We start from the raw sequence: 26,714 nt of genomic DNA on the forward strand, positions 1-26,714 counted from the left end.
TGGGTGTTGGCCATCAGTGGTCCAGCACCTCGCGAACCTTTCTGTGCAAAGCGGGTAGGACTTCGCTCTCGAACCACGGGTTCTTCGCCATCCACAATCGGCTGCGCCATGCTGGATGCGGCAGGGGGAACAGGCCAGCGGGCGCATCATGCCAGTGCCTGACCGCCTCGGTAAGGTTCGGTGCGAAGCCTTTGGGCAGGTAACGCTTGTGCGCATATTGCCCGACCAGCAATGTCAATTGAGCCGCTGGCATTTGCGCCAGCAGGGCATCATGCCAGCGTGGCGCACACTCGGGACGGGGCGGCTTGTCGCCACCGCTCGCTTTGCCGGGGTAGCAGAAACCGGACGGCATCTGGGCCACTTTGCCAACGTCATAGAACTCGGCCTTATCGACGCCCAGCCATCCTCGCAGCCGGTCGCCGCTATCGTCGTCCCAGCCGATCCCGCTGGCGTGGACCTTGCTGCCCGGTGCCTGTCCGATGATCAGCAGCCTTGCGGTTGCGCTCGCTGCCACGAACGGCCTGGGCTCAAACCCGAGTGCGTCCGCGCAAAGCCGACACTGGCGAATGTCTCCCAGCAGGATGTCCAGGGAAGTCTCCATGCGATGGCGAGATGGCCTCGGCTTCGCCATCGTGCAAGGTATGGCTCAGGCCGATGAGCTTCAAAGAGGAGTGTATTCATGAAAGTTGATCGCATCGGATTGAGCCTGGCGGCTGTAATGGCATTGACGATTCCGTTGGCAGTTCACGCGCAGACCACGCTGGAAGGTTCGGGCGAACATTCGCAGATCGAATGCGACGGCGGCGATGCCCGCGTCACCGGCAGCAGCAATGAAGTCACCGTGATCGGCCCCTGCAGGGCTCTTCACGTGGAAGGCTCCGGGAATGTCGTGCATGCGGAAATGGCTCCGAAATCGTCCATCACAGTGGTCGGCACCAGCAATGTCGTGACGTGGCGCGCGCCGGGTGAATCACGGCCAAGGATCAGCAGCACCGGTGTCGGTAATCGGGTGACCCGCGCCCGCTAAGGCCCCTCGCGCGTCAGCATCAGCGAAGAGGAATAAGGCGCGGCGAGATCCTTCGCCTGATCCCATCCCGCGTTGAGCCACAGCGCCCAAGCACTCGGGTCGGGCGGAAGGATCACCGGCATGGTATCCCGGCCTTCAGCACGCAAGGCGGCGTTCGCTTCGCAGGCGAGCAGGGCGAACGAGGGGATTTCGCTATCCTTCCACACCGCCGCCATCGCGAAGAGGGGCTGATCCGCACAGGCGAACCAGCATTGCCGCCGCTTCCCATCGGTTGGGGAAGGCCGCCCCCATTCCATGAACGACGTCGCCGGAACAAGGCAGCGAAATTCGCTGTTGCGCAAGTTGCCGACCCAGAATGGACTGCCGAGGTTCCGCACGCTCAGGATGCCGTGGCGTGGAGCATCATGAACGGACGGCGGCGGCGGTACGCCCCACAGGCGGGGGATCATCCGGCGCGGTGCCTTGCCTTGGGGACGCGGCCCGGCGATGGCTTCGCGCCCCGCCGTAATCACCGGCGCGAACTTCCCCGGCCCGACATGCCCGCCCGACCAGGGATCGTTCCGCGCCTCCGCGCCGAAGCAGCGGGCAATCTCCGACGCGGTGGCATCCAGGCGATAGAGCATCGGCATTGCCGTTGCCCCTAGACCCGCCGCTCGACCGCGTCTATGATCGCGCCACCCCGGGGAGCTAGCAGTGGCCGAAAACGGACACTGGGCTGAGAGGTGTGGGTATGCTCCACACGACCCGTCGAACCTGAACTCGTTAATACGGGCGGAGGGAGTGGACGCGGTCAACCAAGGTTTCAGGCCCGCAATCCGTCTCTTCTACCGCCCCAAGGAGAGACGTGCACCATGGCCGACATCAACTCCAAACTGGAAATCGGCGTCACGACCGGGCCGATTCGCGGATCGAAGAAAATCCACGTTCCGGCGCAATCTAACCCCGAAGTCCGGGTCGCCATGCGCGAGATCTATCTCGAACCGTCGAGCGGCGAGCCGCCGGTGCGCGTCTATGACACGTCCGGTCCCTACACCGATCCCGATGCGCCGATCGACATCGCCGCTGGCCTCGCCCCGCTGCGCCGTCCGTGGCAGCTGGCGCGTGGCGATGTCGAAGAATACGCGCCGCGCGAAGTAAAGCCCGAAGACAACGGCCAGCTTGGCCCGGATCGCTCGGGCGGCGTGCCACCGTTCCCCACCGCATTGCGTCGCCCTTTGCGCGCCAAGGCGGGGATGAACCTCTCGCAGATGCACTACGCTCGACGCGGCATCATCACGCCCGAAATGGAATACGTGGCGGAGCGCGAGAATCTGGGCCGTGCGCGGCTGAAGGAATATCACCGCTCGGGCGAAAGCTTCGGCGCATCCATTCCCGACTATGTGACACCGGAATTCGTGCGCGACGAAGTGGCGCGGGGCCGGGCGATCATCCCCAGCAACGTCAACCACCCCGAAGCAGAGCCGATGGCGATCGGCCGCAACTTCCTCGTCAAAATCAACGCCAACATCGGTAACTCTGCCGTCGCGTCCGACGTGGCGAGCGAAGTCGACAAGATGGTCTGGTCGATCCGCTGGGGCGCCGACACCGTGATGGACTTGTCCACCGGCCGCAACATCCACGACACCCGCGAATGGATCATTCGCAACAGCCCCGTGCCGATCGGCACCGTGCCGATCTATCAGGCTTTGGAAAAGGTTGGCGGCGTTGCCGAGGATCTGACCTGGGAAATCTTTGCCGACACGCTGATCGAACAGGCCGAGCAGGGCGTGGATTACTTCACGATCCACGCGGGCGTGCGCCTGCCTTACGTGCCGCTGGCGGCCAAGCGCATGACGGGCATCGTCAGCCGGGGCGGTTCGATCATGGCCAAGTGGTGCCTGGCGCATCACAAGGAAAGCTTCCTGTACGAACGCTTCGACGAAATCACTGAGATCATGAAAGCGTACGATGTCGCCTACTCGCTGGGCGATGGCCTGCGTCCCGGTTCCATCTACGACGCCAATGATGAGGCGCAGTTCGCCGAACTCTACACGCTGGGTGAACTGACCAAGCGCGCTTGGGAACAGGACGTGCAGGTCATGATCGAAGGCCCCGGCCACGTGCCGATGCACAAGATCAAGGAGAACATGGAAAAGCAGCTCGAGGCCTGCGGCGAAGCGCCGTTCTATACCCTCGGGCCGCTGACCACCGACATCGCACCAGGCTACGACCACATCACCAGCGGCATCGGCGCAGCGCAGATCGGCTGGTACGGCACGGCGATGCTTTGCTACGTCACGCCCAAGGAGCACCTTGGCCTGCCGGATCGCGATGACGTGAAAGTCGGCGTGGTCACCTACAAGCTGGCCGCGCATGCTGCCGATCTTGCGAAAGGCCACCCGGCCGCGCAAGTGCGTGATGATGCCCTGTCGAAAGCACGGTTCGAATTTCGCTGGCGTGACCAGTTCAACCTCAGCCTCGATCCCGATACGGCGGAGCAGTACCACGACCAGACGCTTCCGGCTGAAGGCGCCAAGTCGGCGCACTTCTGTTCCATGTGCGGACCGAAGTTCTGTTCGATGAAAATCAGCCAGGAAGTGCGCGATTTCGCGGCCAAGCAGAACCAGCCGAGCACGCAGTTCCTCGCCGCAGAGGAAGCGGAACAGGGCATGGCCGAGATGGCGAAAGTGTTCAAGGACACCGGCAGCGAACTCTACATGGGCGCGGGAGACCGTGAACACGACTGAGGCTTGACCACCCGGTAGATCGTCAGCCCGATTTGGGCGGGACCCATCCGACGGCTTCGCGTGTTACGACGAGGTCAACGATGGATCCCTGCCTTTGCCGGGATGACGACGGGGCGGTGATGCCTCGCCATCAGGAGGCTCCCGATGAAGCGCAACGCCCCTGCCGACATGATGAAACTGGCGCATGACAGCTACTGGCTCTGGGCCGAATCCCTGATCGTCATGGGGATGCGCACAACCGACATGATGACCGGGCGCGGCAGCGACAAGGAAAACGCGCTGATGGTGTCGGAAAAAGTGAAGGCCGCCAGCGAAGTGGGTGCGATGCTCGCTGCCGCTGGTTTCGCCGGCTCCACGCAAGGCGCTCAGCGGGCTGTCACGCATTATCGCCGCAAGGTTTCGGCAAATCGCAAGCGCCTCGCCCGGAAGAAAACGACGTGACGGGCGTCGTCCACGTCGGCATTGGCGGCTGGACGTATGAGCCGTGGCGCGGGCTGTTCTATCCCAAAGGCCTGCCGCAAGCGCGCGAGCTTGCCTATGTCGGAGAACATCTGACCGGGACCGAGATCAACGCCACGTTCTATCGCCGGCAAACCCCCGCCAGCTTCGCCAAATGGCGGGATGCAGTGCCCGATGGTTTCGTGTTTGCACTCAAAGGATCGCGGTATTGCACGAACCGCAAGGATCTGTCCGAAGCCGGTGAGGGCATCGCCAATTTCCTTGCGCAGGGGTTGGTCGAGCTTGGCGACAAACTTGGACCGATCAACTGGCAACTGGCGGCCACAAAGAAATTTGATGCCGATGAAATCGCGGCGTTCCTTGCACTGCTGCCTGCAAAGCATGAGGGGCTGATGATCCGCCATGCCATCGAACCCCGGCACGAAAGCTTCGATGACCCGGCCTTCTTCGAACTCGCACAGAAGGCGGGGGTGGCCGTCGTTGTCGCGGATTCGCCGAAATACCCGGCCTTTGCCGCAGCAGCCGAGGCAAAAGACCCGCCGTTTCTTTACCTTCGCCTGCAAAACGCCCGCGCCGATCTGGATCAGGGCTATCTCGACGCCGAACTGGACGATTGGGCTTTGCGCATCGGCAAATGGTCCAGGCAGGGTCAGGATGTGTTCGCGTTCTTCATCAACGGCGCCAAGGAACGCGCGCCAGCAGCCGCACAGGCCATGATCGAAAGGCTCGGCAAGAACTGACGATCAGGCAGCCGTCGCTCCCGGCGCGCCGATAGGCTGTGAAACATCCGCCGCTGTGTATTCCTCCAGCGGTCGTTTGCCCAGCGCGGCCAGCACGACGCCGCTGTGAAAAACCCCCCGCGCCAGGTGCCGGACGCAACGCTGCATCGACCATATCGACGCTATGGCACCGCCAAGGCACCATGCGGCCTTGATCGAGGCAAACGCGGCAACTCTTGCACCCTGCGATCTGTCGACAAACAGCATCTGGTGGATCTGGCCTGAACGAAACCGGCGGCGGAGGAGCCATCCCAAGGTCGCGCGTGCGGACGGAATGGTTTCGCGCACCACGGCGTCACGGGCATAACCGAAGCCCAAGCCGCGTTCGTTGGCCTGATGGAAGAACAGGGTGTCCTCTCCACCCGTTTTTCCCAGGGGAATGGCGAAGCGTAGTCCTTGGACTGCCGCCCGGCGGATTGCGACGTTGCAGGTATAGCCGTTGTGCGACCGGTCATTGCCAGTCAATCGATTGGCATGGAACTCGCCCGACCTGCTCCAGCCGGGGGCATCGGGCGGCATGATCGGTTCGCTGACACCGAAGACGATATCCTGTCTGCCCCCTTTGCGCACGCTTGCAAGCAGACGCACCAGCCAGTCCGGCTCTGCCAGTTCGTCATCGTCGATGAACACCAGCCAGTCCCCCGTCGCCGCATCCAGACATGCGTTGCGGGCGATCGAAATATTGGCGGCAGGGGCGTGAACATACGCGATGTCGATCGCCAATGTTCCAGCAAGATGCTCCACCGCATCGCGCATGAGCGGCGCGGGATTATTGTCCGCGATGATGATGCGCAAGGCCGCGTCAGCAGGCATCCGTTGCGAGGCCACCGATCTCACGCAGTCCGCCAGCCATTCCGAGCGCCGGAAAGTGCATATCGCGACGTCCACGTTCATTCCTTGCGCCGCCCGTCCTGTCGTTCCACCTCGGACGCTCAATGTCCGTTCCGATCAGTGCCACATACCGGCACTGATCGTCTGAAATAGAACGCCCATTTCGGAGGCACTTGGAGCGCTTCATTGCGGCGATCGAGCAGCGCGTGCTCACTATCGCACACCAAATCTAAACGAGCCGGAAACCCTCCTGCGAAAGCCTTCCGAAATGGCGCCGGGACTAAGGGAATATCCGGGGGGCCAAATGGTGGCCCAAACGGAGTTCGGGCTGCATGACGCATCCATCTTTTTCACGCCGGTTCGTGCTGGGTGCAGTGGCCGCAGCACCTTTCGCTTCCACCTTGGCCTCGGCGGCGACCTCGTCGGTCGGCCGCATCATGGTGCAGGGTCGGCCGCAGGACACGGGTTCGCTCTACAAACTCAAGAACATCATGCCTGCGCTCGACAAGCTGGGTGGCGTGCGCAAGATGCGCTGCCGGGAACCGTTCAGCGGCACCGCTGGCTGGGCCACCTATGTTGGTCTGGCGCGGGAAGGCGTGAAGTTTGTATTCACGCTGTCGGTGCGTGACATTTCGCGTTCCATCGCTGACCTGAAGGCGTTTCTTGCGGCCGCTCCCGGGTCTATCCTGGCGATCGAAGGCCCCAACGAGCCGGACCTTAACCCCGTCACCTACTCGGGTGTCACCGACAAACGCCTTGGCTTCCGCACCGGCGCGGCCCCTGCGTTGATGGCATACCTGAAGGACTTCGCCGCCGCTGCCAGTGTCGATCCGGTGCTGCGTTCCATCCCGCGCATCGCCAGCAACGATTACATGCAGGGCGCTCAGGCCAAGTTCGTCAACTATGGCAACACGCATATTTATCCCACGATCAAGTCCGACGTCGCGGGCCGTCTTGCGACATTCAAGACGGCGCTGTCGCAAGGCGGCTACTCGCAAGGCATGATCACGGAATGGGGTCGCACGACCGGCGGGGGTGCCAGCAATGCTACCGCCGCGCCCGTTACGCAGGCCCAGCAGGCGCAGCTTCTGGCGTCCGACATCGCGGCCGCGTTGGCCCGCCCTTACGTGCACACCTTCACCATCTACGAGCTGTTCAGCTGGGGCGGCACCAGCGAGATGAACAACTTCGGCATCTTCAACGCCGACCTCTCGCCTCGCCCGGCTGTGGCGGCGATCCGCGAAGTCATCACCTGACCCAGGCGGGCGGGAGTGGGAACTGAGCGGATGCAGGCGCGTTTTTTTCGCCATGAAGCATCTGGCTGCGTTTACCGCTCCCGCCCTGCTGGCTCTTTCGCTGGCAGCCTGTTCCGGCTCCGAGCCGACCAGCACCGCATCGTCCTCCACTGCATCCGATGCAGTGACCGAGGCTGCTCCAAGCGAAGTCGCGCCGGAGCCGGTCACATCCCCTGCGCCGACTGAGGCTGGCTCCAAGACCATCGGGTTGGAAGGGTTGGGCGATCTGCGTTTGGGACAGGCGGTGCCTTCCGGCAGTAGCTGGGCATCGCGTGGCGCCCAGGCCAGTGACACCTGCCAGACCGTTACGTCCCCCGACTATCCCGGCGTCTATGCCATCGTCGAAGGTAAAAAAGTTCAGCGCATCACTGTCGGCCAGCGTTCCGACGTGAAGCTGGTCGAAGGCGTAGGCGTCGGTTCCACCGAAGCCGACGTCAAGAAGTGGTTCGCCGGTTTTCGCGAAGAACCGCACAAATACGTCGAAGCTCCGGCCAAGTATCTTACCGCCCCGAACGCAGAGAGCGGCGGCCCCGCCGTGCGGTTCGAGATCGGCAAGGACGGCAAGGTCAGCATGATCCATGTCGGGATGATGCCGGTGCTTGGCTATGTCGAGGGATGTGGCTGATCGCTCCAAAGCGGAGGCAATCCCCATCGCTCTCTTTCGCTTTGGCGACGGTTTGGGCATGACGCGGACATGATCGCGTCAACTCACCCACTCTCTGTATTGAATCCGGCGGCGCCGGCATGAGCGCCGCGGAGCTTGCCATCCGCACCCGGCGCGCCGCCTTCAATCGGGCTATCGCGGAGGGAGACGCACCCGCGATCGGGGCGTTGCTGGCCCGCGATTGCGTGATGATCACCGGTACCGACAGCGCGATCATAAGCGGGCGAATGGAGCAGGTGAAAGTGTGGCGGCGCGAATTCGCGCATCCCAACCGCATGATTTACGCCCGCACGCCGGACACCGTGATACTGTCCCCCGTTGCGCCGATCGCGATGGAGCACGGACATTGGGAGGGTACGGCGAAAGGGTCGGAAGATGCATCCTCGTCTGGTACCTATGCAGCGAAATGGCGCGAAGTCAGCGGCGACTGGGTGATCGAGGCAGAAGTTTTCGTTACTCTCGCCTGACCCTTCAAACATCGCTTGGGGCTGACGCTGCGATCGGCTATGGCCCGCGGGCAACCCGGCACGGGGCAGTGCCGCGGGGCGTCTCCAGAGGATACCCGAACCTGGCCGGTACTCGTACCACGCGCAATTCCTGCGCGAGGACGGGTTCAGGAGCGTTTAGTCGATGAAGTCCAATTCCACTGCTCCCGAAGCCCTGTTGATCGATGCTGGAAAGCTGATGGTAGAGGCCGGGTCGGTCATCGCCCTGCGCACCGTGCGGATCGGGCAAGGCGATGCCGGTGCGGGCGACGAAATGGTCCGCATGGTCAGTGAAAAGGTATGGGCCGGTTGGGAATGGAGCGTGGCCCTTGCGAGCGGTCAGCTCGGTTTCGATCCCGGCACGGTCTGCAGCCGCACGCTCAGCTACTATCGCCGCGCGGTTCAGGACAATCTGCGGCGCCTCTCCAGCAACGACGGCTGACAATGGCGTATTCTAGCGCACTTTAAGGCCTAGTTCGGCCAACAACTGGCCTGCCTGCTCGCGGGAAATGGTCGCCCCGCGAAACAGGCGGGCGTCAGCCAGTTTCACGCCGCCCAGGTCCGCCCCGCGCAAGTCTGCTCCATCGAACCGGGCACCATCGACGTTGGCATCGCGCAGCGAACAGTCGTTGAATGTGGCTTGGCGAAAATCGGTTTTTCGCAAGTCCGCCTGCGCGAAATCGACCCGCTCCAGCCGCGCCTTGTAAAAGGAATGACCGGTCAGCTTCGCGCCGACCAGCAGCGTTTCGTCGAATTTCAGGCTGACGGCGCGGGTGTCGGAAAGGTCAGCCCCGGTCAGTTTGCACCGGTCGAACACCACATCGTCCAGCGTGGCGAGGCGAAAGGCGGCGTTGTTGAGGTCGCAGGCGGTAAAGCGCGCGTCGGTAAGATCGGCGCTGGCGAAGTCCGCGAACGGGCCGCGGCATGATAGCCATATCGTGCCCTCCAGCCGCGAGCGCGTGAACTCCGCGCGACGCAGGGAACAGCGTTCGAAGGTCCAGCCCGACAAATCTAGTCCCGACAGGTCCGCTTCATCCAGATCGCAGTCGCTGAGGTGGCGCTTGTCGGTGAGCAGGTCCTCGATGTCGGCGCGGGCAAGCGTACGCTCGCAGATTGCGGCGTGGGTCATCAGAAGGCGTCCTGGTCGAGCTCTGGCAAGTCCAGTTCATGGCACAGTGCCGCCCGGGCTTCGATACAGGTGCGCCAGAGTGAGGGGTTCGCCAGATCGTCCACCGCGATCTGTTCGGGCCAGAGACGGGCCACCAGCGTTTCGATGCGATCAAGCTTTTCGGCCGTGGCGATGAAACGCGGATCGATGGCCGCAGGATCGGCCACCACGCGCAGGCGCAGGCAGGCGGGGCCGCCGCCATTGGCCATGCTTTCGCGCAGATCATGGACGAACAGGTGACGGATCGGCCCGTTACCGGCAACATGGCGTTCCAGCCATTGCCAGACCGCCGGGGTCTCCTTCGCCTCGCCCGGCAGCACCAAAGCCATCTCGTTCGAGGGCAGCGTCACCAGTTGCGCGTTGAACAGGTAGGATTTGATCGCGTCCGCCAAGCTGACCGCTGCGGCGGGAACCTCCACGATCTCCACTTCGGGCAGTTTTCCCCGCAATTGAGCATAGAAACCATCGCGGTCGGCAAAGGCCTGTTCGTGGGTGAAAAGCACCCGTTCATTGGCGACGGCGACGACGTCATTGTGAAACGCGCCGGCTGCGATCGCCTCGTCAGATTGGCGGGCGAAAAGGGCGCGATCGGGGTCAAGTCCGTGAACGCGCGCTACCGCCTCGCTCGCCTCCCGGTGCTGGCGCGCAGGGAAGGGGCCGCCCGCCTCGCCATAGACGAACACCTCGATGCCGGGGGCACCGTGATGCGGGCAAAGCCGCATGTGGTTGGCCGCGCCCTCGTCTCCGAAAGGGGCGGGGACAGGGCCATGGACTGCGAAGTGATCCTGTGCGGCGAAGGCCAGTTGCAACTGCGCCAGCGTTTCGCGCCACTCATGGCTGCGGTGCGGCATCGTCATCAGGTTGGCAACCGTCAGATGGCAGCGCCCGTCGCGCGTATCGGGGGCTGGGGAGACGGTGGCGGCGTTGGCGGCCCACATCGATGACGCCGACAGCGCATTGGCGCGCAACGTGGGGCTGGCGGCTTCAACTGTCGTGCCAAGGCGCTCCAGCCATCCGACATCCGGGCGGCGTTGCGGCAGAAACAAGCCTTGCGGCAAGCCCTGCTCCAGATTGGCGCGCATCTTTGCGAGGCCCTGCAACGCAGCCGCGCGGGGGCGGGAGATTTTGCCGAAGTTCCTGGTCGAGGCCAGGTTGCCCAAACTCAGCCCGGCATAGTTGTGGCTAGGGCCGACGATGCCATCGAAATTGATCTCTTGAAGCATGACAAGGAGCCTAGCGTTGGGTCGGTGTTGGGGGAATTGGTTTCACGCAGAGGGGTGATTAGGCAGGCGCATACGTGACCGTATCTCCGATACCGATGCCCAATAAGTCCGCCGCCGCCTCGTCCAATCCGCCATCTTCGCTCACCACGCCGAGGCAGGCACGAAATTCCGCAAGGCGGCCGGTGGCGACGAGGTGCGTGGGTTCGCCCGCTAAGGGCGTCACCGCCGAAACCTTGACGGTATGCGCGTCCTTGATCGTGCGGATCTGGTCGGTCCGGGCGATCATGGTGGGGCCGCCGTCAAAAATGTCGATGTAGTTCTGGAACGCGAACCCTTCGCTTTCCAGCATCCGCATCGCGGGGCGTCCGGAATAGTGCGGCTGCCCCATCACCTGGCGCGCCGCTTCAGAGAGCAACGCGGTATAGATCGGATGCTTGGGCATGAGGTCGGCGATGAACTGGTTGCCGTGGCGGGCGTTGAATTCGTCGGCGTCGCGAAAGTTCATGTCGAAGAAACGACCCGCCAGTCCGTCCCAGAAGGGGGAGTTGCCCGCATCGTCGATCGCGCCGCGCAGTTCGGCCAGCGTCGTGTCGCCGAATCGCTCCCGGTGATTGGCGATGAACAGGTAGCGGCTGCGCGCCAGCAGTTTGCCGACGCCCGCCGATCGCTCAGTCGCGTCAAGGTACAGGCCGCCCACTTCGCTGGCGCCATCAAGATCGGTTGAAAGCGTCAGCATCTCGGCGCGGAAGGTGCGGTCCAGCTCCTTGGAATGCTGGGTGATCCGACCGATGCGATACGAATAAAACGGCAGCTCCATCCCCACTTGCGAAAACGCCTGGCAGGTGCCGCGCACTTTGCCGTCGCTGGTGTCTTCCAGAATGAAGACGAACAGATCGTTGGCGACTTGCCCGTCATCGCGACCGAAGCTGGCGGCGGCGCGTTCCAGCTTGCCTTGCAGGGTAGGTCTGTCCGGTGGCAGGTTGGTAAAGCCGCCGCCCGTGCCCTTGGCCATGCGGTAGAGGGCTTCCAGGTCGCTTTGGCGTGCGGTGCGCAGCAGGAACGTCATGACGCGGCGATCCCCGCCGCCAGTCCATGGCGGTCCAACCGATGCATGACGAGGGCGGTCAGCCGGGCGCGGGCATCGAGGGAACTGGCGATCAGGAACTCCTGCGGTGAGTGTATGGCCCCCCCTAGCGCGCCCATCGTATCGATCACGGGCACGCCGCAAGCGGCGATGTTGTTGCCGTCGCACACGCCGCCGGTGTCTTGCCAGCGCATCGGCTGGCCGAGGTCGGTGGCCGCCTGGCTGACCAGACCGAACAGTGCCTGCGTTCCTGCGGTGATTGGCTTGGGCGGACGCGAGACATGGCCGTGCAATTCGATGCCGACATCGTGCCGGGCGCTGATTTGCGCGATGGCATCGTCCAGCATGGCGCGCGCGATTTCGGCCAGCTCAGGTGAGCGGGGGCGGAGATTGAAATGGAGGATCGCAAGGTCGGGCACGGTATTGTTCGGCGCCCCGCCTTCGATACGGGCAGGGTTGATGGACAGGCCTTCGCGCACAGCGCCATGTAGCAGCAAGGCAAGCTCGCTGGCGGCGACGATGGCGTTGCGCCCGTCCTGCGGATTGCGCCCGGCGTGGGCAGAGCGGCCCCGCACCACGGCGGAATAATTGCCCGATCCGGGCCGCGCCCGCGCCATCGCGCCATCGGGAAGCGCTGGTTCATACGTCAGCGCCGCCAGTTTGCCGCGTGCCAGATCGGCGATGAGCGCGGCGGACGAAAGCGACCCGGTTTCCTCGTCACTGTTGATCAACACATCATAGCCAAGCGTGGGCGACTGCTGCTCGTAGGCGGCAAGGCCCGCGAGCATCAGGGCCAGACCGCCTTTCATGTCGGCGGTGCCGGGGCCGTTCAGCGTGTCATCGTCCAGCCACTCGCAGGTCTGGAAGGAGTGGTCGCGCGGGTAGACGGTATCCATGTGCCCGGTAAGGATCACGCGCCGTTCCGCGCCGGGACGCACAGACAGCACGACATGACGGCCGTGCCCAACAGGGTGCAAATCTCCCCGCGCATCGACTTTCTCGACAGGAGCGGGATCGACCAGCCGTACTTCGCCGGGGAGTTGGGCCAGGGAATCCGCGAGATAGCCGGCGATTGCGGCCAGTCCGTCAAGATTGGCGGTGCCGCTGTTGATCGAAGCCCATTCCAGCGTCCGCGACAGGATCGGCGCGCGTTCGATCGGGGCGACAAGGGCTTGCTCGGCGGCCGACAGGTTCATGGACGCAGCTTTCCATCCAGAGCGGCGGCGTTTCCGCTCGCCTGCGCGGCCTCGAAACTGGCGACCGGATAGGCGCAGTAATCCGCCGCGTAATAGGCGCTGGGGCGGTGATTGCCGCTATCACCCAACCCGCCGAAAGGCATGGAACCGGCGGCCCCAGTCGTCGGGCGGTTGCAGTTGATGACCCCGGCACGGCCTTCATTGATGAACCGCTGCCACAACGCATTGTCCGCGCTGATGAGGCCGGCGGAAAGGCCGAAGCGCGTGTCGTTCGCCGCCGCCATCGCTGTATCGAAATCGGCCACGCGGGTGACTTGCAGGACGGGCGCAAAGATCTCCTCGTCCGGTACGCGGATGCCTGTCACGTCCAGCATGGCGGGGGCGACGAAGGCTTCCGGGCGGCCATCCACAGGCGATAATGGCCGGATGACCCGCGCCCCGTGCGTCACAAGATCGGCGAACCGCGCCTGGGCGGAGCGTGCCGCCGCGTCGGAGATCAGGGGGCCGATCCAAGGCTCCGGTTGATCGTGCCAAGCGCCAATGACGATGCGATCCGCCAGCGCGGCTACGGCATCGACCAGCGCGGTGCCGAAAGCACTGTCTGGCACGATCAGCCGCCGCGCGCATGAGCATCGCTGGCCGGTCGTGATGAAAGCCGATTGCACGACCACCGATGCCGCCTCGTCGATGTCCTGCGCATCCCAGGCGACGAGGGGATTGTTGCCGCCCAGTTCCAGCGCCAGAATCACATCGGGTCGATCCGCGAAGACGCGGCGGAAATGCGCCCCGGCGGCGGCCGAGCCGGTAAACAGCAGGCCGTTGATCTTCCCGGAGACGAGCGCCTCACCGGTTTCGCGTGCGCCTTGAATGCATTGGAAAACATGCCGGTGATCGCTGAGCGCCTCGGCCCAGCATTCAGCCATGGCGGCGCCTGTCGCGGGGGTCATCTCGGAGGGCTTGAACACCACCGTGTTGCCCGCGAGCAGGGCGGGGACGATGTGCCCGTTGGGCAGATGGCCGGGGAAGTTGAACGGCCCCAGCACCGCTATGACACCATGCGGACGATGGCGCAGAACGGCCTGACCGAAAGGCATGTCGTTTCGCTTTTCCCCCGCCCGTTCGGCTTGGGCGGTGATCGACAGCCCAACTTTGCCGATCATTGACGCGACTTCGCCGCGTGCCTCCCACAAGGGCTTGCCGGTTTCGCGCGCGATCAGTTCGGCGATGGCATCCTTGCGGGTTTCCAGCGCGGCGCGATACCGCTCGGCCACTGCCACGCGTTCCTCGACGGGGCGAGCCGCCCAGCGCGGAAAGGCACGATGCGCGCGCTCCATCGCTTCGGACACGGCGTCCGGCCCGGTTGCTTCACCTTCCCATACGACGTCGCCGCTGGCGGGATCGATCGACTGCAAGATCGTCATGCTCCCCTCGTCACCGCGAAGATGCCGGTCGCGTTTCCGCTGTCGAACGTCAGGTCGATCCGGCCCGTGTCCGGGTCGACGTCGCGGGTAATGAACTCATAGAACGAACCCGGCACGTTAAGCATGGTTTCACTGCCGTCGGGAAGCCGGAAGGGGCGGGGCACGGCGTCAGCCAGGATCGCGGTTTGCCGAACGCGTCGATTGCTGGAAATTTCGACGCTGGGCTTCAGGGGATAGCCTGCGGCTTTCAATTCTTCCGCGTGACTGGTCACGTCGGCAACGCGTGTGGTCGCATGGTTGAAGGCATTGCCTTCAGTCGCAATCCACGCCGCTTCCTTGCTGTGCTGCAGCAGAGTGTCGTAGTCCGAAAGCGCTGGAACAGCGTGCTGACGTCCGAAGGCCCGGAGCGCGCCGTTGAGAATGACGTGTGCGTCCTCGAGCGTGCAATTGCCATGCCGTCCAATCGCATTGAGCGCCAGCCACTCGGCCTCGCCAAGGGGATCGATTGACGTGCCGAACACACGTGCCGCTGCCTGTTGCGCCGTGGGATCCAGTTGAGAGACGTGCAGCTCGGAAACAAAGAACTGGGGCACGGCCTCTGGCAGGTCTGCCTGCACCAGCGCCCGCCCGGTCATCTTGAGCGCCGGAAGCGGATAGAGCCCGCGCACTTCATATCCCAATGGCGCCAGAAATCGCAGAAATGCGCCGTACCCTGACGGAAGGGACCCCGTCTGTCCGTCGATGGTGCGCAATGCGCCATGATCGAACACGGTCGGCACTCCGCGCTCGCGGATTTCATTGACGTATCGCGCTGCTGTCGGGACGCGGTCGAGCAGGTCCAGGAACAGCGCGGCGTTCAGCGCCATCGCTACTTGCGCCCGGCTGGGCCGTTCGCTCCGGTCACGCAACAGGGGCGCGACTTCCAGGGTATCCAGCACCGATCTAGCTCGGTCTTTGCCGACAAGCGGTGCGAGAAGGTCATCCAGCGTCGGAGCGCTGGTCGATGCCTCGGCCATGTCATCCTCGATGTTCAATTATTGCGCATCAGGGAAACATAAGAAGATATCTTCCGCAAGCCCCTCGCGTCTTCTGACACTTGAACAGATAACTAAGAGACAGGGCCTACGCTTTCGCAGCAGAACCCAATTGGTGATCGCGGCGTTACGGAACGAGAGCGGAAAGGTTGCTGGTAGATGACTCAGAAACAACCAGAATACGGTCACAAGTGCGCGCAAAACGCCGTGATACAACATGATATCGGGCGCATGATCCAGTTTGCCAGTTTATTGCGCTGCAGCGTGAAACTTAAATGACAGCCGGGAATTGAGGGGCTGACACATTCATCTCTCGTTCAAGGGGTTCGCATGGCTGACTTGCCACTCTCCAAAGAATTCAAAAGCGGGTGCGAACTGGCAGAGGTGCATTCAATTTTTGAAGCTGCTCCTGCAGTTTCGACTCGTTCTATGCGCGTTGCGCTGGTCGGAAACTTTGCCCCGCGCAAGTGCGGCATCGCGACATTTACCACGGACATTCACGAACAGCTCCGCCGCTTCCATCCGGAAATAGACGTGCAGGTCCATGCGCTGGACGATCCTCTGCAGCCGCTGGACTATCCGGGCGTAGAGGGCGTGATCGATAGCCAGGATTTGGAAGCGTATATCCACGCCGCCCGCCGCATCAACGAGTCCGGCGTGGATGCGGTGTGGCTGCAGCACGAATACGGCATCTTCGGCGGACCTGATGGAGAAATGGTACTCCAGTTCGTGGACCGGCTTGCCGCGCCGCTGGTGCTGACGTTGCATACCGTGTTGAGCGAACCTTCGGACCGCCAGCGGGCGATCCTGCGTCATTTGGTTACGCGTGCGTCGCGGATCATGGTGATGTCGCGTCACTCGCGCGATCTTCTCAAGAGCGAATATGGCGCCCCAGCTCAGATTATCGACGTGATTGACCACGGTGCTCCGGATCGTCCTTTCGGTCGCCAGGAAGAATTCAAGGCTCTGCTCGGGCTGTCGGGCCGTCGGGTGCTGACCACCTTTGGATTACTTGGTCCCGGCAAGGGTCTGGAGCACGCCATCCGCGCGCTTCCGGCCATTGTCGAGCGTCACCCCGACGTGCTCTATCGCATTGTCGGCGCCTCGCATCCCAACCTCGTGGCGCAGGAAGGCGAGGCCTATCGTGATCAACTGGTAGCCTTGGCCGAAGAACTGGGCGTGTCACGCCATGTCGCGTGGGAAAACCGCTTTCTGGATACGCCGGAACTGCTGGATCAGCTGGAAGCCTGCGACATCTACCTGACCCCTTATCCGGGGCTGCAGCAATCGACGTCCGGCACGCTCAGCTATGCTGTGGCGCTGGGCAAGGCCGTGGTGTCCACGCCTTATGTCCATGCGCGCGAACTGCTGGCGCAGGACGTGGGCAGCTTGATCGAGCCAAACTCGAGCGAGGCAATCGCCCGCGCGGTCAACGCCTTGCTCGACGATCCTGACCAGATGGCTGCGATGCAGCGCCGCGCTTATGCTCGTGGTCGTGAAACGATCTGGCCGCGCTTTGCTGATGCGACCGCGCGTCTGGCGGGTAGCGCGCTGGCCGCCAAGCACGACACTCCCCCGCTCACGGCTATCCCCGGACTTTCCGCCGTGCTTGCCATGAGCGACGGCACCGGCATGCTGCAGCATTCGATCGGCGTCGTGCCGGATCGTCGTCACGGCTACTGCCTGGATGACAATGCCCGTGCGCTGATGCTGCTCAATGTGGCGCAGGGTATTTCCGCGGCGGAGCGGATGAAGTGGAGCCTGGTCTACGCCTCGTTCGTGCAATTCGCCTGGAACCCAGATCTCCGCCGTTTCCGCAATTTCATGCGCTTCGACCGTTCATGGTGCGAGGACGAAGGATCGGAAGATTCGAACGGCCGTGCGGTATGGTGCCTCGGCCAGACCTATGAGCGTGCGCCTGACAAGGGCCTTTCCGACTGGGGCCTGAACCTTTACGACGAAGTGCTCAAGTCCATAGAGCCGCTCGGGTCTCCGCGCGCAATTGCCTTTACGATGCTGGGCGCCTGCGCGGTTCTGCGCCGTAACCCTGCTCACGCGGGTTCGCGCAAGGTTGTCGAAGACGGCGGCGATTTCCTGATGCGTCTGCTAGGGGAAGGTCGGCGTCCTGACTGGGCATGGTTCGAAGCCGTCCTTGGATATGACAACCCGCGGCTCTCGCAGGCGTTGATAGAAGCCGGCATGGCGCTGGGTCAGGAACAGTGGACCAATGCAGGCCTGGAAACGCTCCAATGGATTTGCGAACAGCAGATTTCCGCAAAGGGCCAGTTCCGTCCGATCGGATCGGAAAGCTTCTTTCGCGAACACAGCTATCTACCGTTCGACCAGCAGCCGCTCGAATCGCAGGCTGCCATCGAAGCTGCCGAAGTCGCCTGGGACGCCACCAGCGATCCACACTGGCGCGATCATGCGATGGCCGCATGGCGCTGGTTCTTCGGCGATAACGACCGTGGTGCCGTGCTGGCCGATGTCGGCACCGGGCGTTGTCGGGATGGCGTGACACCCCGTGGAGCGAACGCAAATTGCGGTGCGGAGTCCATCCTGGCCTTCCAGTTATCGCATTATGCGCTTATGAAGCTGGTCCACGAGCCGTCTACGACTGCCCCACTCTCCCGGGAAGGAGATTTGCTTGAATCGGCCCGAGACCGACTGGTCTGAACCGCTTCGTATATTCGAGACTCGCCTGCACGCCGATCCGGCGCGCGTGGTGTTGCGCCCATTCCATCTCGGCTGGCAGGCGAAGAACGCGCCTGGCAGCCGAGCCATGCGTCTGGTCGACGATGTAGCCGCGCTCGACGAATCGCGCGCGGCGATCGAATACGAACGCGTCCTCAAAGACTTCAAGGAACGCCACTGGCAGACGGAGCGTATCTTCGCGGATCGCTTTGGGGAAGTGGTGGAAAATCTGGACCTGAATCCCGCCGACTATTCGGAGACGAAGCAGCGGCTTATCGGCGCCTACTTCTGCCACGAATACACGTTCGCGGCGGCAGCCCTGATGAATCCGTCGATCGTTCCGTCGCCCGATCAGTCGGGCCTGCAGGACGGGTGCGTGCGCTTCATCATGAGCCTTCGCGCCGTGGGTGAGGGGCACATCAGCTCCATCGCCTTTCGTGAGGGTATCGCAGAGCTGGACGGCGATTTCTGCCTTTGGCCGCAGGCCGCGTTTGCGACGTCGGTGGAACTGGACAAGGAAGAGCAGGTCGACGCCGATGGTTCGGTCGCCGTCCATCGCAATCCCGATTCCAGCCTGTCCAACACGGTCATCTTCCCGATTACCGAGCAGCAGCGCGGTGGTCTGGAGGACTTGCGACTCGTTCGGTTCGACCATGGCGGCGACGATTTCGAATGGATCGGCACTTACACCGCCTATTCGGGTAGTTCGATCCGATCGGAACTGCTGCGTACGCGTGATTTCCGTAATTTCAGTCTGGAACCGATCCGCGGGGCGGCTGGCCGCAACAAGGGTATGGCTCTGTTCCCCGAAAAGATCGACGGTCGCTATGCGATGGTCGGGCGGCAGGATGGCAAGAACCTGTTCCTGCTTAAATCCGACGCGATCGACCAGTGGGATGATGAAGGCGTCCTGTTGATGGAGCCCAAGTATCCTTGGGAATTCATCCAGATCGGCAACTGCGGCAGTCCGATCCTGTGTGACGAAGGGTGGCTGATGTTCACCCACGGCGTCGGCGCGATGCGCAAGTACGCGCTTGGCTGCGCGCTGCTGGACCGTGACGATCCAAGCAAAGTGCTGGCCCGCACGTCCGAGCCGGTGCTGACGGCAGAAAACGCGGATCGTTCAGGCTATGTGCCTAACGTTGTCTACACCTGCGGCGCCCTCAAGGTGGGTGAGCAGATGCTGATTCCCTATGGTATCTCCGACAGTACGGTGGGCTTCGCCACCTGCAGTATCGAGCGGCTGCTGGGGCTGATGGAATAGGATCAGGCGGGCGGCGGGCCAATCGCCTGCCGCCCCTGATGCTTGCCGATCAGAAGTCGAATTCGACGCGGGTGCCCACCACGTTCGCGTCATAGGCGCGGTCACCGGATGGCAGCGCGGTCGCGCCAATATAGCGCAGCAATGCATAATTCACGTTGAAGCGAAGATACTGGATCGGCGTCCACACCAGCCCGACGATGTAACCGTCCTGCGTGCCGCCGCGAATGTCACGGTCGTTCAGGTCAAGCCAGTCGTACCGCAGGTTGACCTGGATAGATCCGATGCCATCTTCGCCAAGCGGATTGGTAGGCTCGTTGTTGACGAAGATGCCGCCCTTGTACCCGCGTGAATCGCCTTCGGTCAGGAAGTATCCCACTTCGCCGTAAGCGCCGTGGAACGCGACGGACGACAGCCCGACGCGGTCGGCCTTCAGACGATAGTATTCGGCCACGCCGTGCAGCCGCCCGGCGATCGCGGCAACTTCGCCGCCGTACATCGTCTCTTCCGCGACGTTCATCGCCGGGGTGCCGATCAGGCGCGTGTTGGTCGTGTGCGCGAAGGGGCGCTGGCGATAGCGAGTGGTGGCGGCCGATAGTCGGCCCAACCTGCGCCAGTGCGCGGAACCGCCCAGATGCAGCTGTATGTCGCCGATCTTGGGCGCGTAGACCAGACGACCGTCAATGCTGTAGCTGTTGTTCTCGTCTCCGCCGTTCACGCCGTCGCTGCTGTTGGCGATGGCGGTGATGTCATCGGTAAAGACACCCAGTTGGGCGATCAGAGCGCCCTTGGAATATTGCGCACCCAAGCCAAGACGGCGTTCGAACGCGAAGGCATCGGTGAAGGCGGCTCGCTCCATCACGCTGCCCGAAGTGTCGCCAGTCAACTCGTCCAGCGACCAGAAAGCGTTCTGGTTGCCCAGTTGCACCTGCCATGGCCCCTTCTTGAAGGTGATGAAGGTATCGACCAGATCCACCGCGTTGTCGGACAGTTCCAGTTCGAGCTTGTACGACAGGTTGCTATTGAACGCGCCTTCGCCGCCCAGCCGGATGCGCCGCATTTCGCTGCCAAAGCCAAGCCCCTGATCGGCCAGCCCCTTTGGCGCGGAGACATAGGCAGCATCGGCCTGGATGCGCCCCTTCACTTTGAAGTTCTGGTTGCCCTGAACAATCTGCGGGCTGCCCTTCCACTTGATCTGCGCCTTGTCGGAAGACGCGTCTTTCGGGGCGGTTGGAGCGGTCGGCGCAGTTTGCGCGGCGAGGGCGGGAGCGGGCGGCGTGCCGGGAATCGCGGACGCTGCCGGTGACGCAACGCCAAGGCGGCTTTCCAGCGACTCGAGCCGGGAACGCAGTTCGCGAATCTCGGCCCGCATGGCGTCGGCCTGCGCCGCGTCCACCGCCTGGGCGTTGGCGGGCATTGCCTGAACCGACAGCGCCAGAACGGAAGCGCCGATAACCAGATTTCGCGTGGGCATCGGTGTCTCCGCATTAGTGCCGTGAGGCGGCAGCTATGACGTCAAAATGACGATTAAATGACACTTCAAGGACAATTGTGACGGCTGTGGGTCATATCACGCAGCAGTTTGACGTGGGGAAGCCGTTATAAGGCAATGTTATGGAAACAGATGGTGCGCGTATGACGGATCGCGTCGACCGAGAAAATAAACTCGGCAATCAAGGAAACGCGCGATACTCCCGGTCTGCTCGTCCTCGTTGCCGATCGTCGACTTTTACAGGAAACGACAAGCGCCAAATCGGCACGACGACGACTATGTCACCTTTTCGTCATGGAAGTGTCATCGTACACCAATAGGGGCGTTCCACATATCAGCCCAAGGGGGTATGCAATGCGTTCGACCAAGACCTTTATCTTCGCCGCAGTTTCCGTGGCAGCGCTCAGCGCCTGTGGCGGATCGGGTGCCGGCGGCGGCGCCGGAGCGCGCGATTTCGTTCGCGGCGTCGGCTCCTCGACGGTCTATCCCTTCGCCACTGCCGTTTCCGAAGCCTATGCCAAGGCCAGCGGCAGCAAGTCTCCGGTCATCGAAGCCACTGGTACGGGCGCAGGCATGAAGCTGTTCTGCGCCGGCGTCGGCGCGCAGCACCCCGATATCGAAAACGCGTCGCGCCGGATAAAGAAGTCCGAATACGATGAATGCCAGAAGAACGGTGTCAAGGAAGTCGTTGAGATCCAGGTCGGCATCGATGGCATCGCCTTTGCCGAATCGCAGAAGGGCCCCGGCTTCAAGCTGACCCCGCTCGACGTGTACAAGGCGCTGGCCGCCAACCCGTTCGGCAAGCCCAACACCGCCAAGACCTGGAAGGACGTCAACCCGTCGCTCCCCGCTGAGCCGATCCTGGTCTACGGCCCGCCGTCCACATCCGGCACGCGCGACGCGCTCAAGGAACTGATCCTAGAAGCCGGCTGCAAGACAGACGCCACGACCAAGGCGCTGAAGGACAGCGACAAGAACAAGTACGAGGCGATCTGCCACGATATTCGTGAAGACGGCCCCTATGTGGACGCAGGCGAGAACGATAACCTGATCGTCCAGAAGATTTCGCAGAACCCCAAGGCCATCGGCGTGTTCGGCTATTCCTTCCTGGAAGAGAACCCGCAGAGCCTGAAGGGCATTTCCATGTCGGGCATTCAGCCCACATACGCGACGATTTCGGACTACACCTACCCCGGTGCGCGCCCGCTTTACATCTACGTAAAGAAGCAGCACCTCGCCCCGATCAAGAGCCTGCAGGGCTATGTCGCGGAATGGGTGAAGTCCTGGGGCACGGACGGTCTGCTGCAGAAGAAGGGCATGGTCATCGCGCCTGAAGACGTGCGCACCAAGAGCGCCGACATCGCCGCAAAAATGACCCCGCTCGATCCGTCCGAGCTGAAGTAAAGCCACGATCAGGAAAGGGCCGGGCGGCCAGTCATGATACTTACCGGAGTTCTGCTGGCCGTTCTGGGCCTTGGCCTGGTCGGCTGGTTCGCCGCGCGGGGCCGGGCCCGGCTGCTCTACAAGGGGCGGGGGTCGATGCATTCGATGCCCTCCTATCACGGCTGGCACATGGCGCTGTGGATCCTGGTTCCTGCGCTGATCGCCTGGGGTGCCTGGTCGATCATCATGCCGGGGCTGGTGGAGGGCGCGATCTTTGCCGATCCCGCTGCCGCTACCCTGCCGACCGATCCCATGACGCTGGGCGCGATCGTTGCCGAAGCGCATAATCTGGCAAACGATCCGTCCGCGACGGCCTTCAATCCCGAAGCGCAAGTGCTGGTCGAACCGATCCGTGCCGCGAACACGCGCTTTGGCCTGATCGGGGCGGTGATCGTGCTGATCGTCGCTTTCGCGGGCGGGGCCTATGGCTTCACTCGCATCCGTCCTGACTTCCGCGCTCGCACCCAAGTGGAACGCGCGGTCTTGACGCTGTTGCTGGTGGCATCGCTGATGGCGATCCTTACCACCTTCGGCATCGTCGGATCGCTGGTGTTCGAGGCGGGCCTGTTCTTCAAGGACGTGTCGCCGATCGCCTTCCTCACCGGCACCCACTGGTCGCCGGCGAGCACGATGGGCGACAACATCAACAACAATTTCGGCGCGGTGCCGTTGTTCTGGGGCACGATCTACATCGGCGCGATCATTGCCATGATCGTGGCGATCCCGCTCGGCCTGATGAGCGCGATCTACCTGACGCAATACGCCGCACCGGCCGCGCGCAAGTGGCTGAAGCCGATGCTGGAAATTCTCGCGGGCATCCCCACGGTCGTCTACGGTTACTTCGCCGCGCTGACGATCGCGCCGATGATCCGCGATTTCGCCGCGTCGATCGGCATGCAGAACCCCTCGACCGAGAGCGCGCTGGCCGCCGGTCTGGTCATGGGCGTGATGATCATCCCGTTCGTGTCGTCGATGGCGGACGATGCGCTGGCCGCCGTGCCCCGTTCGATGAGCGATGGATCGCTGGCGCTCGGCTCCACGCGATCGGAAACGATCAAGCGGGTGCTGCTGCCTGCCGCGCTGCCGGGCATCGTCGCGGGCGTGATGCTGGCGATCAGCCGAGCCATTGGTGAGACGATGATCGTCGTCATGGCCGCGGGCGCCGCCGCCAACTTGTCCGCCAATCCCTTCGCCTCAATGACCACGGTCACCTACCAGATCGTCCAGATGCTGACGGGCGACCAGGAGTTCAACAGCCCCAAGACGCTGTCGGCGTTTGCGCTGGGGCTGGTGCTGTTCGTCGTCACTCTCATCCTCAACATCGTCGCCCTGCGCGTCGTGAAGCGGTTCCGCGAAGCCTATGAGTAAGTCCGACTGGAATTCGCCCGAGGCGATGAAACGCCTTGCGAAGCGACACGCCGCCGAACGCCGGTTCAAGGCGATCGGCCTTGGCGCGATCGTGCTCAGCCTTGCTTTCCTGGCGCTGCTGCTGGTGATCATGCTCAAGAACGGGCTGGGTGGTCTGGACTGGCAGTTTCTGTCAGGCTCGGACTCCACGGATGCCAGTGTGGCGGGCGTGTGGGGCGCGGCCAAGGGATCGTTGCTGACGATGCTGGTCACCTTGCTGCTCAGCTTCCCGATGGGCGTGCTGGCAGCGATCTACCTAGAGGAATTCGCCCCGCGAAGCCGCTGGATCGAGTGGGTGGAAGTGTCGATCAACAACCTTGCCGCCGTCCCTTCGATCATCTTCGGCCTGCTGGGCCTTGCGGTGTTCATCAACACGCTGGGCATGCCGCGCTCCTCGCCGCTGGTAGGCGGGCTGACGCTGGCGCTAATGACGATGCCGGTCATCGTCATCTCGGGGCGCAACGCGATCAAAGCGGTGCCGCCTTCCATCCGCGAAGCCGCCTACGGCATCGGGGCGAGCAAGGTGCAGACGACGTTCCACCACGTGCTGCCTCTCGCGCTGCCCGGCATCCTGACCGGCACGATCATCGGCATGGCCCGCGCGCTGGGTGAAACCGCGCCGTTGCTGATGATCGGCATGCGCGCCTTCGTCGCCACCCCGGCAGACAGCCTGACCGCGCCGTCCAGCGTGCTGCCGATGCAGATTTTCTTGTGGTCCGACGAAATCGACAAGGGCTTCGTCCAGAACACTTCCGCCGCCATCATCGTGCTGCTGGTCTTCCTGCTCGCCATGAATGGTATTGCGATCTACCTTCGCAACAAATTCGAAGTCCGCTGGTAGGGACATGACAGAAACAAAGCTCACAGCCCGCAACGTCGACGTCTTCTACGGACAGAAGAAGGCGATCAACGACGTTTCCATCGACATCGACAACGGTCTGGTCACGGCGTTCATCGGCCCTTCGGGCTGCGGAAAGTCGACCTTCCTGCGCACGCTTAACCGGATGAACGACACCATCGCCGGGGCGCGAGTGACGGGCGAAATCCTGCTGGATGGAGAGGACATCTACACCACCAGCATGGACCCGGTCGCCCTGCGCGCCCGTGTCGGCATGGTGTTCCAGAAGCCGAACCCGTTCCCGAAGTCGATCTTCGAAAATATCGCCTATGGCCCGCGCATCCACGGTCTTGCCAGTTCTAAGCCGGACATGGACATCATCGTGGAAAACGCGCTGACCAAGGCCGGTCTTTGGGAAGAGGTCAAGGATCGGCTCACCGATGCCGGCACCGCGCTTTCGGGCGGCCAGCAGCAGCGCCTGTGCATTGCCCGTGCGATTGCCGTCAGCCCCGAAGTCATCCTGATGGACGAGCCGTGCTCCGCCCTCGACCCCATCGCCACTGCGCGGATCGAGGAACTGATCGACGAGCTGAAGGAAAGCTTCGCCATCGTCATCGTCACCCACTCGATGCAGCAGGCCGCGCGCGTTTCGCAGCGCACGGCGTTCTTTCACCTGGGCAGCCTCGTCGAATATGGCGAGACGGACCAGATCTTCACCAATCCGCGCGAAGTGCGCACCAAGGACTACATCACCGGCCGTTACGGCTGAGTGGTGCGTTGACAGGGAACAGCCATGGTCGACCATACCGTCAAGGCCTTTGACTCCGAGATCGGCCAGCTTCGTGGCCTCGTCGCCGAGATGGGCGGGCTTGCCGAAGTTGCGATCCGCGATGCCATCACCGCGCTCGTCCAGCATGACGAGGAACTGGCCGCGCAAGTCGTCGCCGCCGATGCCCGCCTCGATGCGCTGGAGGCCGAAGTGGACCGCCTCGCCGTGCGGACCATCGCCCTTCGCGCGCCCATGGCCGACGATCTGCGGGACGTCATCGCCGCGCTGAAGATTTCGGGCGTTATCGAACGCATCGGCGACTATGCCAAGAACATCGCCAAGCGCGTCAACGCGCTGGAAGGGCGGACCAAGATCGATCCGGTCACGCTGGTGCCGACGATGGCCGAAATCGCCGAAAGCATGGTCCGCGATGTGCTGAACGCCTACGGTTCGCGCGATGCGGCGCTGGCGGTGGAAGTGATCCGCCGCGACCAGAAGCTGGACCAGTTCTACAACACGCTGTTCCGTTCGCTGCTGACGCACATGATGGAAAACCCGGCCACGATCACCAGCGCCGCGCAGTTGCTGTTCATCGCCCGCAACCTTGAGCGCATCGGCGACCATGCCACCAACGTCGCGGAGATGGTCTACTACGCGGCGACCGGCGAATACTGCACCGAGCGCGATTCGCTGACCGACGATACGTCACGCGGGATGATGTCGTGAACCCGTCGGTCCTGGTCGTAGAGGACGACGTCGCGCTGTGCGAACTGCTCACCTGGAACCTCAGTGCCGAAGGGTATGACGTGCGCTCTACCGCCGATGGCGAGGAAGCGCTGGTGATGGTGCGCGAACAGGCGCCCGACGCCATCGTGCTTGACTGGATGATCGAGCAGGTGCCCGGCATCGAAGTGTGCCGCCAGCTGCGCAAGGACAAGGAAACCGCGCAGATCCCGATCATCATGGTCACCGCGCGCGGCGAGGAAGAGGACATGATCCGCGGCCTCAAGACCGGCGCGGACGATTATGTGACCAAGCCGTTCTCACCCCGCGAACTGATGGCTCGGATCGAGGCGCTGCTGCGCCGTGCCCGGCCCTCGCTGACCGGCAGCGTCCTGTCTTGGGGCGACATCGAACTGGACGCCACCAGCCACCGCGTGCGCCGCGCCGGAGAGCCGCTGCACCTTGGCCCCACTGAATTCCGCCTGCTGCGCTATTTCATGGAGCGGCCCAACCGCGTCGTGTCGCGCCAGCAGATCCTCGATGGCGTATGGGGCATGGACTCCGACATCGACGAGCGGACCGTGGACGTCCACATCCGCCGCCTGCGCAAGGCGATCAACCGCGACGGCGACACCGATCCCATCCGCACCGTCCGCGCCGCCGGCTATGCGATGGACGTGGCATAAGCGATAGCG

At 63.2% G+C, this 26,714-nt stretch carries 26 protein-coding genes; 16 read left to right on the forward strand and 10 right to left on the reverse strand.

What is annotated here, in order from left to right; all coding sequences use genetic code 11:
- Positions 1-13: 13 nt before the first annotated feature.
- Positions 14-601 carry a uracil-DNA glycosylase family protein gene (locus ACZ1JM_RS16460; RefSeq protein WP_465133427.1) on the reverse strand — a complete coding sequence of 196 codons (588 nt, stop codon included), beginning with the start codon at positions 599-601 and terminating at the stop codon, positions 14-16.
- A gap of 78 nt (positions 602-679) precedes the next feature.
- Here ACZ1JM_RS16460 and ACZ1JM_RS16465 point away from each other — a divergent pair, with 78 nt between their 5' ends.
- Entirely contained in the window at positions 680-1,027 is a 348-nt protein-coding gene (locus ACZ1JM_RS16465; RefSeq protein WP_465133428.1) for a DUF3060 domain-containing protein, read from the forward strand.
- Here ACZ1JM_RS16465 and ACZ1JM_RS16470 read toward each other — a convergent pair.
- On the reverse strand, positions 1,024-1,650 hold the full coding sequence (locus tag ACZ1JM_RS16470) for an SOS response-associated peptidase family protein (RefSeq protein WP_465133429.1): 627 nt from the start codon (positions 1,648-1,650) through the stop codon (positions 1,024-1,026). The genes ACZ1JM_RS16465 and ACZ1JM_RS16470 overlap by 4 nt on opposite strands.
- Before the next feature lie 228 nt (positions 1,651-1,878).
- Between ACZ1JM_RS16470 and thiC the strand changes: the two genes are divergently transcribed.
- The 3 genes from thiC to ACZ1JM_RS16485 all read left to right on the forward strand — a co-directional run bounded on the left by thiC (position 1,879) and on the right by ACZ1JM_RS16485 (position 4,952).
- The gene (gene thiC, locus ACZ1JM_RS16475) at positions 1,879-3,753 is read left to right on the forward strand and encodes a phosphomethylpyrimidine synthase ThiC (RefSeq protein ID WP_465133430.1); all 1,875 of its coding nucleotides are present in this window, start codon (positions 1,879-1,881) and stop codon (positions 3,751-3,753) included.
- A 144-nt stretch (positions 3,754-3,897) separates the two neighbouring features.
- Positions 3,898-4,194, forward strand: coding sequence for a hypothetical protein (locus ACZ1JM_RS16480; protein WP_465133431.1), 297 nt, complete (start codon positions 3,898-3,900; stop codon positions 4,192-4,194).
- Entirely contained in the window at positions 4,191-4,952 is a 762-nt protein-coding gene (locus tag ACZ1JM_RS16485) for a DUF72 domain-containing protein (RefSeq protein WP_465133432.1), read from the forward strand. Before ACZ1JM_RS16480 ends, ACZ1JM_RS16485 begins: the two co-directional genes overlap by 4 nt.
- Positions 4,953-4,955: 3 nt before the next feature.
- On the opposite strand, the gene ACZ1JM_RS16490 is transcribed toward ACZ1JM_RS16485, so the two are convergent.
- On the reverse strand, positions 4,956-5,885 hold the full coding sequence (locus ACZ1JM_RS16490) for a glycosyltransferase family 2 protein (RefSeq protein ID WP_465133433.1): 930 nt from the start codon (positions 5,883-5,885) through the stop codon (positions 4,956-4,958).
- Positions 5,886-6,154: 269 nt separating this feature from the next.
- Between ACZ1JM_RS16490 and ACZ1JM_RS16495 the strand changes: the two genes are divergently transcribed.
- The 4 genes from ACZ1JM_RS16495 to ACZ1JM_RS16510 all read left to right on the forward strand — a co-directional run bounded on the left by ACZ1JM_RS16495 (position 6,155) and on the right by ACZ1JM_RS16510 (position 8,708).
- Positions 6,155-7,078, forward strand: coding sequence for a calcium-binding protein (locus ACZ1JM_RS16495; protein ID WP_465133434.1), 924 nt, complete (start codon positions 6,155-6,157; stop codon positions 7,076-7,078).
- A gap of 52 nt (positions 7,079-7,130) precedes the next feature.
- Positions 7,131-7,742, forward strand: coding sequence for a hypothetical protein (locus ACZ1JM_RS16500; protein ID WP_465133435.1), 612 nt, complete (start codon positions 7,131-7,133; stop codon positions 7,740-7,742).
- Between the two features lie 119 nt (positions 7,743-7,861).
- A complete protein-coding gene (locus tag ACZ1JM_RS16505; protein ID WP_465133436.1) occupies positions 7,862-8,248 on the forward strand; it encodes a YybH family protein in 387 nt (128 codons plus the stop codon).
- Positions 8,249-8,411: 163 nt separating this feature from the next.
- The gene (locus tag ACZ1JM_RS16510; RefSeq protein WP_465133437.1) at positions 8,412-8,708 is read left to right on the forward strand and encodes a hypothetical protein; all 297 of its coding nucleotides are present in this window, start codon (positions 8,412-8,414) and stop codon (positions 8,706-8,708) included.
- Positions 8,709-8,720: 12 nt separating this feature from the next.
- Here the strand turns inward: ACZ1JM_RS16510 and ACZ1JM_RS16515 are convergent, their stop codons facing one another.
- From ACZ1JM_RS16515 to ACZ1JM_RS16540, 6 genes are read right to left on the reverse strand one after another with little or no spacing between them, the layout of a single operon-like run.
- Positions 8,721-9,395 carry a pentapeptide repeat-containing protein gene (locus tag ACZ1JM_RS16515; protein WP_465133438.1) on the reverse strand — a complete coding sequence of 225 codons (675 nt, stop codon included), beginning with the start codon at positions 9,393-9,395 and terminating at the stop codon, positions 8,721-8,723.
- Positions 9,395-10,657: an N-succinylarginine dihydrolase gene (locus ACZ1JM_RS16520; RefSeq protein WP_465133439.1), complete on the reverse strand. Its 1,263-nt coding sequence runs from the start codon at positions 10,655-10,657 to the stop codon at positions 9,395-9,397. The genes ACZ1JM_RS16515 and ACZ1JM_RS16520 overlap by 1 nt, the downstream gene beginning before the upstream one ends.
- A 58-nt stretch (positions 10,658-10,715) precedes the next feature.
- Complete coding sequence (locus ACZ1JM_RS16525) at positions 10,716-11,723, reverse strand: arginine N-succinyltransferase (protein WP_465133440.1); 1,008 nt, start codon at positions 11,721-11,723, stop codon at positions 10,716-10,718.
- Positions 11,720-12,937 (reverse strand): hydrolase, encoded by a 1,218-nt coding sequence (locus ACZ1JM_RS16530; protein ID WP_465133441.1) that lies wholly within the window; start codon positions 12,935-12,937, stop codon positions 11,720-11,722. The genes ACZ1JM_RS16525 and ACZ1JM_RS16530 overlap by 4 nt, the downstream gene beginning before the upstream one ends.
- Entirely contained in the window at positions 12,934-14,358 is a 1,425-nt protein-coding gene (gene astD, locus ACZ1JM_RS16535) for a succinylglutamate-semialdehyde dehydrogenase (RefSeq protein ID WP_465133442.1), read from the reverse strand. Before astD ends, ACZ1JM_RS16530 begins: the two co-directional genes overlap by 4 nt.
- Positions 14,355-15,374, reverse strand: coding sequence for a 2-oxoadipate dioxygenase/decarboxylase family protein (locus ACZ1JM_RS16540; RefSeq protein WP_465135114.1), 1,020 nt, complete (start codon positions 15,372-15,374; stop codon positions 14,355-14,357). Before ACZ1JM_RS16540 ends, astD begins: the two co-directional genes overlap by 4 nt.
- A gap of 447 nt (positions 15,375-15,821) precedes the next feature.
- On the opposite strand from ACZ1JM_RS16540, the gene ACZ1JM_RS16545 reads away from it, so the two are divergent.
- Together ACZ1JM_RS16545 and ACZ1JM_RS16550 are read left to right on the forward strand one after the other, a co-directional pair.
- Entirely contained in the window at positions 15,822-18,068 is a 2,247-nt protein-coding gene (locus ACZ1JM_RS16545) for a glycosyltransferase family 4 protein (RefSeq protein WP_465133443.1), read from the forward strand.
- Entirely contained in the window at positions 18,040-19,350 is a 1,311-nt protein-coding gene (locus ACZ1JM_RS16550) for a glycoside hydrolase family 130 protein (RefSeq protein ID WP_465133444.1), read from the forward strand. Before ACZ1JM_RS16545 ends, ACZ1JM_RS16550 begins: the two co-directional genes overlap by 29 nt.
- A 49-nt stretch (positions 19,351-19,399) precedes the next feature.
- On the opposite strand, the gene ACZ1JM_RS16555 is transcribed toward ACZ1JM_RS16550, so the two are convergent.
- Positions 19,400-20,821: a porin gene (locus ACZ1JM_RS16555; protein ID WP_465133445.1), complete on the reverse strand. Its 1,422-nt coding sequence runs from the start codon at positions 20,819-20,821 to the stop codon at positions 19,400-19,402.
- Between the two features lie 372 nt (positions 20,822-21,193).
- Here ACZ1JM_RS16555 and ACZ1JM_RS16560 point away from each other — a divergent pair, with 372 nt between their 5' ends.
- The 6 genes from ACZ1JM_RS16560 to phoB are packed head-to-tail and all read left to right on the forward strand — an operon-like array spanning position 21,194 to position 26,705.
- Positions 21,194-22,243: a substrate-binding domain-containing protein gene (locus tag ACZ1JM_RS16560; protein WP_465133446.1), complete on the forward strand. Its 1,050-nt coding sequence runs from the start codon at positions 21,194-21,196 to the stop codon at positions 22,241-22,243.
- A 33-nt stretch (positions 22,244-22,276) separates the two neighbouring features.
- Entirely contained in the window at positions 22,277-23,650 is a 1,374-nt protein-coding gene (gene pstC, locus ACZ1JM_RS16565; RefSeq protein ID WP_465133447.1) for a phosphate ABC transporter permease subunit PstC, read from the forward strand.
- The gene (pstA, locus tag ACZ1JM_RS16570; RefSeq protein ID WP_465133448.1) at positions 23,643-24,530 is read left to right on the forward strand and encodes a phosphate ABC transporter permease PstA; all 888 of its coding nucleotides are present in this window, start codon (positions 23,643-23,645) and stop codon (positions 24,528-24,530) included. Before pstC ends, pstA begins: the two co-directional genes overlap by 8 nt.
- 4 nt (positions 24,531-24,534) lie before the next feature.
- The gene (gene pstB / locus ACZ1JM_RS16575; RefSeq protein WP_465133449.1) at positions 24,535-25,296 is read left to right on the forward strand and encodes a phosphate ABC transporter ATP-binding protein PstB; all 762 of its coding nucleotides are present in this window, start codon (positions 24,535-24,537) and stop codon (positions 25,294-25,296) included.
- Positions 25,297-25,320: 24 nt separating this feature from the next.
- On the forward strand, positions 25,321-26,022 hold the full coding sequence (phoU, locus tag ACZ1JM_RS16580; protein WP_465133450.1) for a phosphate signaling complex protein PhoU: 702 nt from the start codon (positions 25,321-25,323) through the stop codon (positions 26,020-26,022).
- Positions 26,019-26,705 carry a phosphate regulon transcriptional regulator PhoB gene (gene phoB, locus ACZ1JM_RS16585; protein WP_465133451.1) on the forward strand — a complete coding sequence of 229 codons (687 nt, stop codon included), beginning with the start codon at positions 26,019-26,021 and terminating at the stop codon, positions 26,703-26,705. Before phoU ends, phoB begins: the two co-directional genes overlap by 4 nt.
- The last annotated feature ends 9 nt before the right edge of the window (positions 26,706-26,714 follow it).

It is taken from the genome of Novosphingobium sp. BL-S-24 (genome assembly GCF_055521575.1).

Excerpts from the sequence above, each read along its gene's own strand:
- pstB (WP_465133449.1), top strand. The coding sequence starts at position 24,535 with ATGACAGAAACAAAGCTCACAGCCCGCAACGTCGACGTCTTCTACGGA.
- ACZ1JM_RS16470 (WP_465133429.1), bottom strand. The coding sequence starts at position 1,650 with ATGCTCTATCGCCTGGATGCCACCGCGTCGGAGATTGCCCGCTGCTTC.
- ACZ1JM_RS16525 (WP_465133440.1), bottom strand. The coding sequence starts at position 11,723 with ATGACGTTCCTGCTGCGCACCGCACGCCAAAGCGACCTGGAAGCCCTC.
- ACZ1JM_RS16480 (WP_465133431.1), top strand. The coding sequence starts at position 3,898 with ATGAAGCGCAACGCCCCTGCCGACATGATGAAACTGGCGCATGACAGC.
- ACZ1JM_RS16465 (WP_465133428.1), top strand. The coding sequence starts at position 680 with ATGAAAGTTGATCGCATCGGATTGAGCCTGGCGGCTGTAATGGCATTG.
- ACZ1JM_RS16530 (WP_465133441.1), bottom strand. The coding sequence starts at position 12,937 with ATGAACCTGTCGGCCGCCGAGCAAGCCCTTGTCGCCCCGATCGAACGC.
- pstC (WP_465133447.1), top strand. The coding sequence starts at position 22,277 with ATGATACTTACCGGAGTTCTGCTGGCCGTTCTGGGCCTTGGCCTGGTC.
- ACZ1JM_RS16545 (WP_465133443.1), top strand. The coding sequence starts at position 15,822 with ATGCGCGTTGCGCTGGTCGGAAACTTTGCCCCGCGCAAGTGCGGCATC.
- ACZ1JM_RS16520 (WP_465133439.1), bottom strand. The coding sequence starts at position 10,657 with ATGCTTCAAGAGATCAATTTCGATGGCATCGTCGGCCCTAGCCACAAC.
- pstA (WP_465133448.1), top strand. The coding sequence starts at position 23,643 with ATGAGTAAGTCCGACTGGAATTCGCCCGAGGCGATGAAACGCCTTGCG.
- ACZ1JM_RS16490 (WP_465133433.1), bottom strand. The coding sequence starts at position 5,885 with ATGAACGTGGACGTCGCGATATGCACTTTCCGGCGCTCGGAATGGCTG.
- thiC (WP_465133430.1), top strand. The coding sequence starts at position 1,879 with ATGGCCGACATCAACTCCAAACTGGAAATCGGCGTCACGACCGGGCCG.
- phoU (WP_465133450.1), top strand. The coding sequence starts at position 25,321 with ATGGTCGACCATACCGTCAAGGCCTTTGACTCCGAGATCGGCCAGCTT.
- ACZ1JM_RS16505 (WP_465133436.1), top strand. The coding sequence starts at position 7,862 with ATGAGCGCCGCGGAGCTTGCCATCCGCACCCGGCGCGCCGCCTTCAAT.
- ACZ1JM_RS16540 (WP_465135114.1), bottom strand. The coding sequence starts at position 15,374 with ATGGCCGAGGCATCGACCAGCGCTCCGACGCTGGATGACCTTCTCGCA.
- ACZ1JM_RS16515 (WP_465133438.1), bottom strand. The coding sequence starts at position 9,395 with ATGACCCACGCCGCAATCTGCGAGCGTACGCTTGCCCGCGCCGACATC.
- ACZ1JM_RS16510 (WP_465133437.1), top strand. The coding sequence starts at position 8,412 with ATGAAGTCCAATTCCACTGCTCCCGAAGCCCTGTTGATCGATGCTGGA.
- ACZ1JM_RS16460 (WP_465133427.1), bottom strand. The coding sequence starts at position 601 with ATGGAGACTTCCCTGGACATCCTGCTGGGAGACATTCGCCAGTGTCGG.
- ACZ1JM_RS16495 (WP_465133434.1), top strand. The coding sequence starts at position 6,155 with ATGACGCATCCATCTTTTTCACGCCGGTTCGTGCTGGGTGCAGTGGCC.
- ACZ1JM_RS16555 (WP_465133445.1), bottom strand. The coding sequence starts at position 20,821 with ATGCCCACGCGAAATCTGGTTATCGGCGCTTCCGTTCTGGCGCTGTCG.
- ACZ1JM_RS16500 (WP_465133435.1), top strand. The coding sequence starts at position 7,131 with ATGAAGCATCTGGCTGCGTTTACCGCTCCCGCCCTGCTGGCTCTTTCG.
- astD (WP_465133442.1), bottom strand. The coding sequence starts at position 14,358 with ATGACGATCTTGCAGTCGATCGATCCCGCCAGCGGCGACGTCGTATGG.
- ACZ1JM_RS16560 (WP_465133446.1), top strand. The coding sequence starts at position 21,194 with ATGCGTTCGACCAAGACCTTTATCTTCGCCGCAGTTTCCGTGGCAGCG.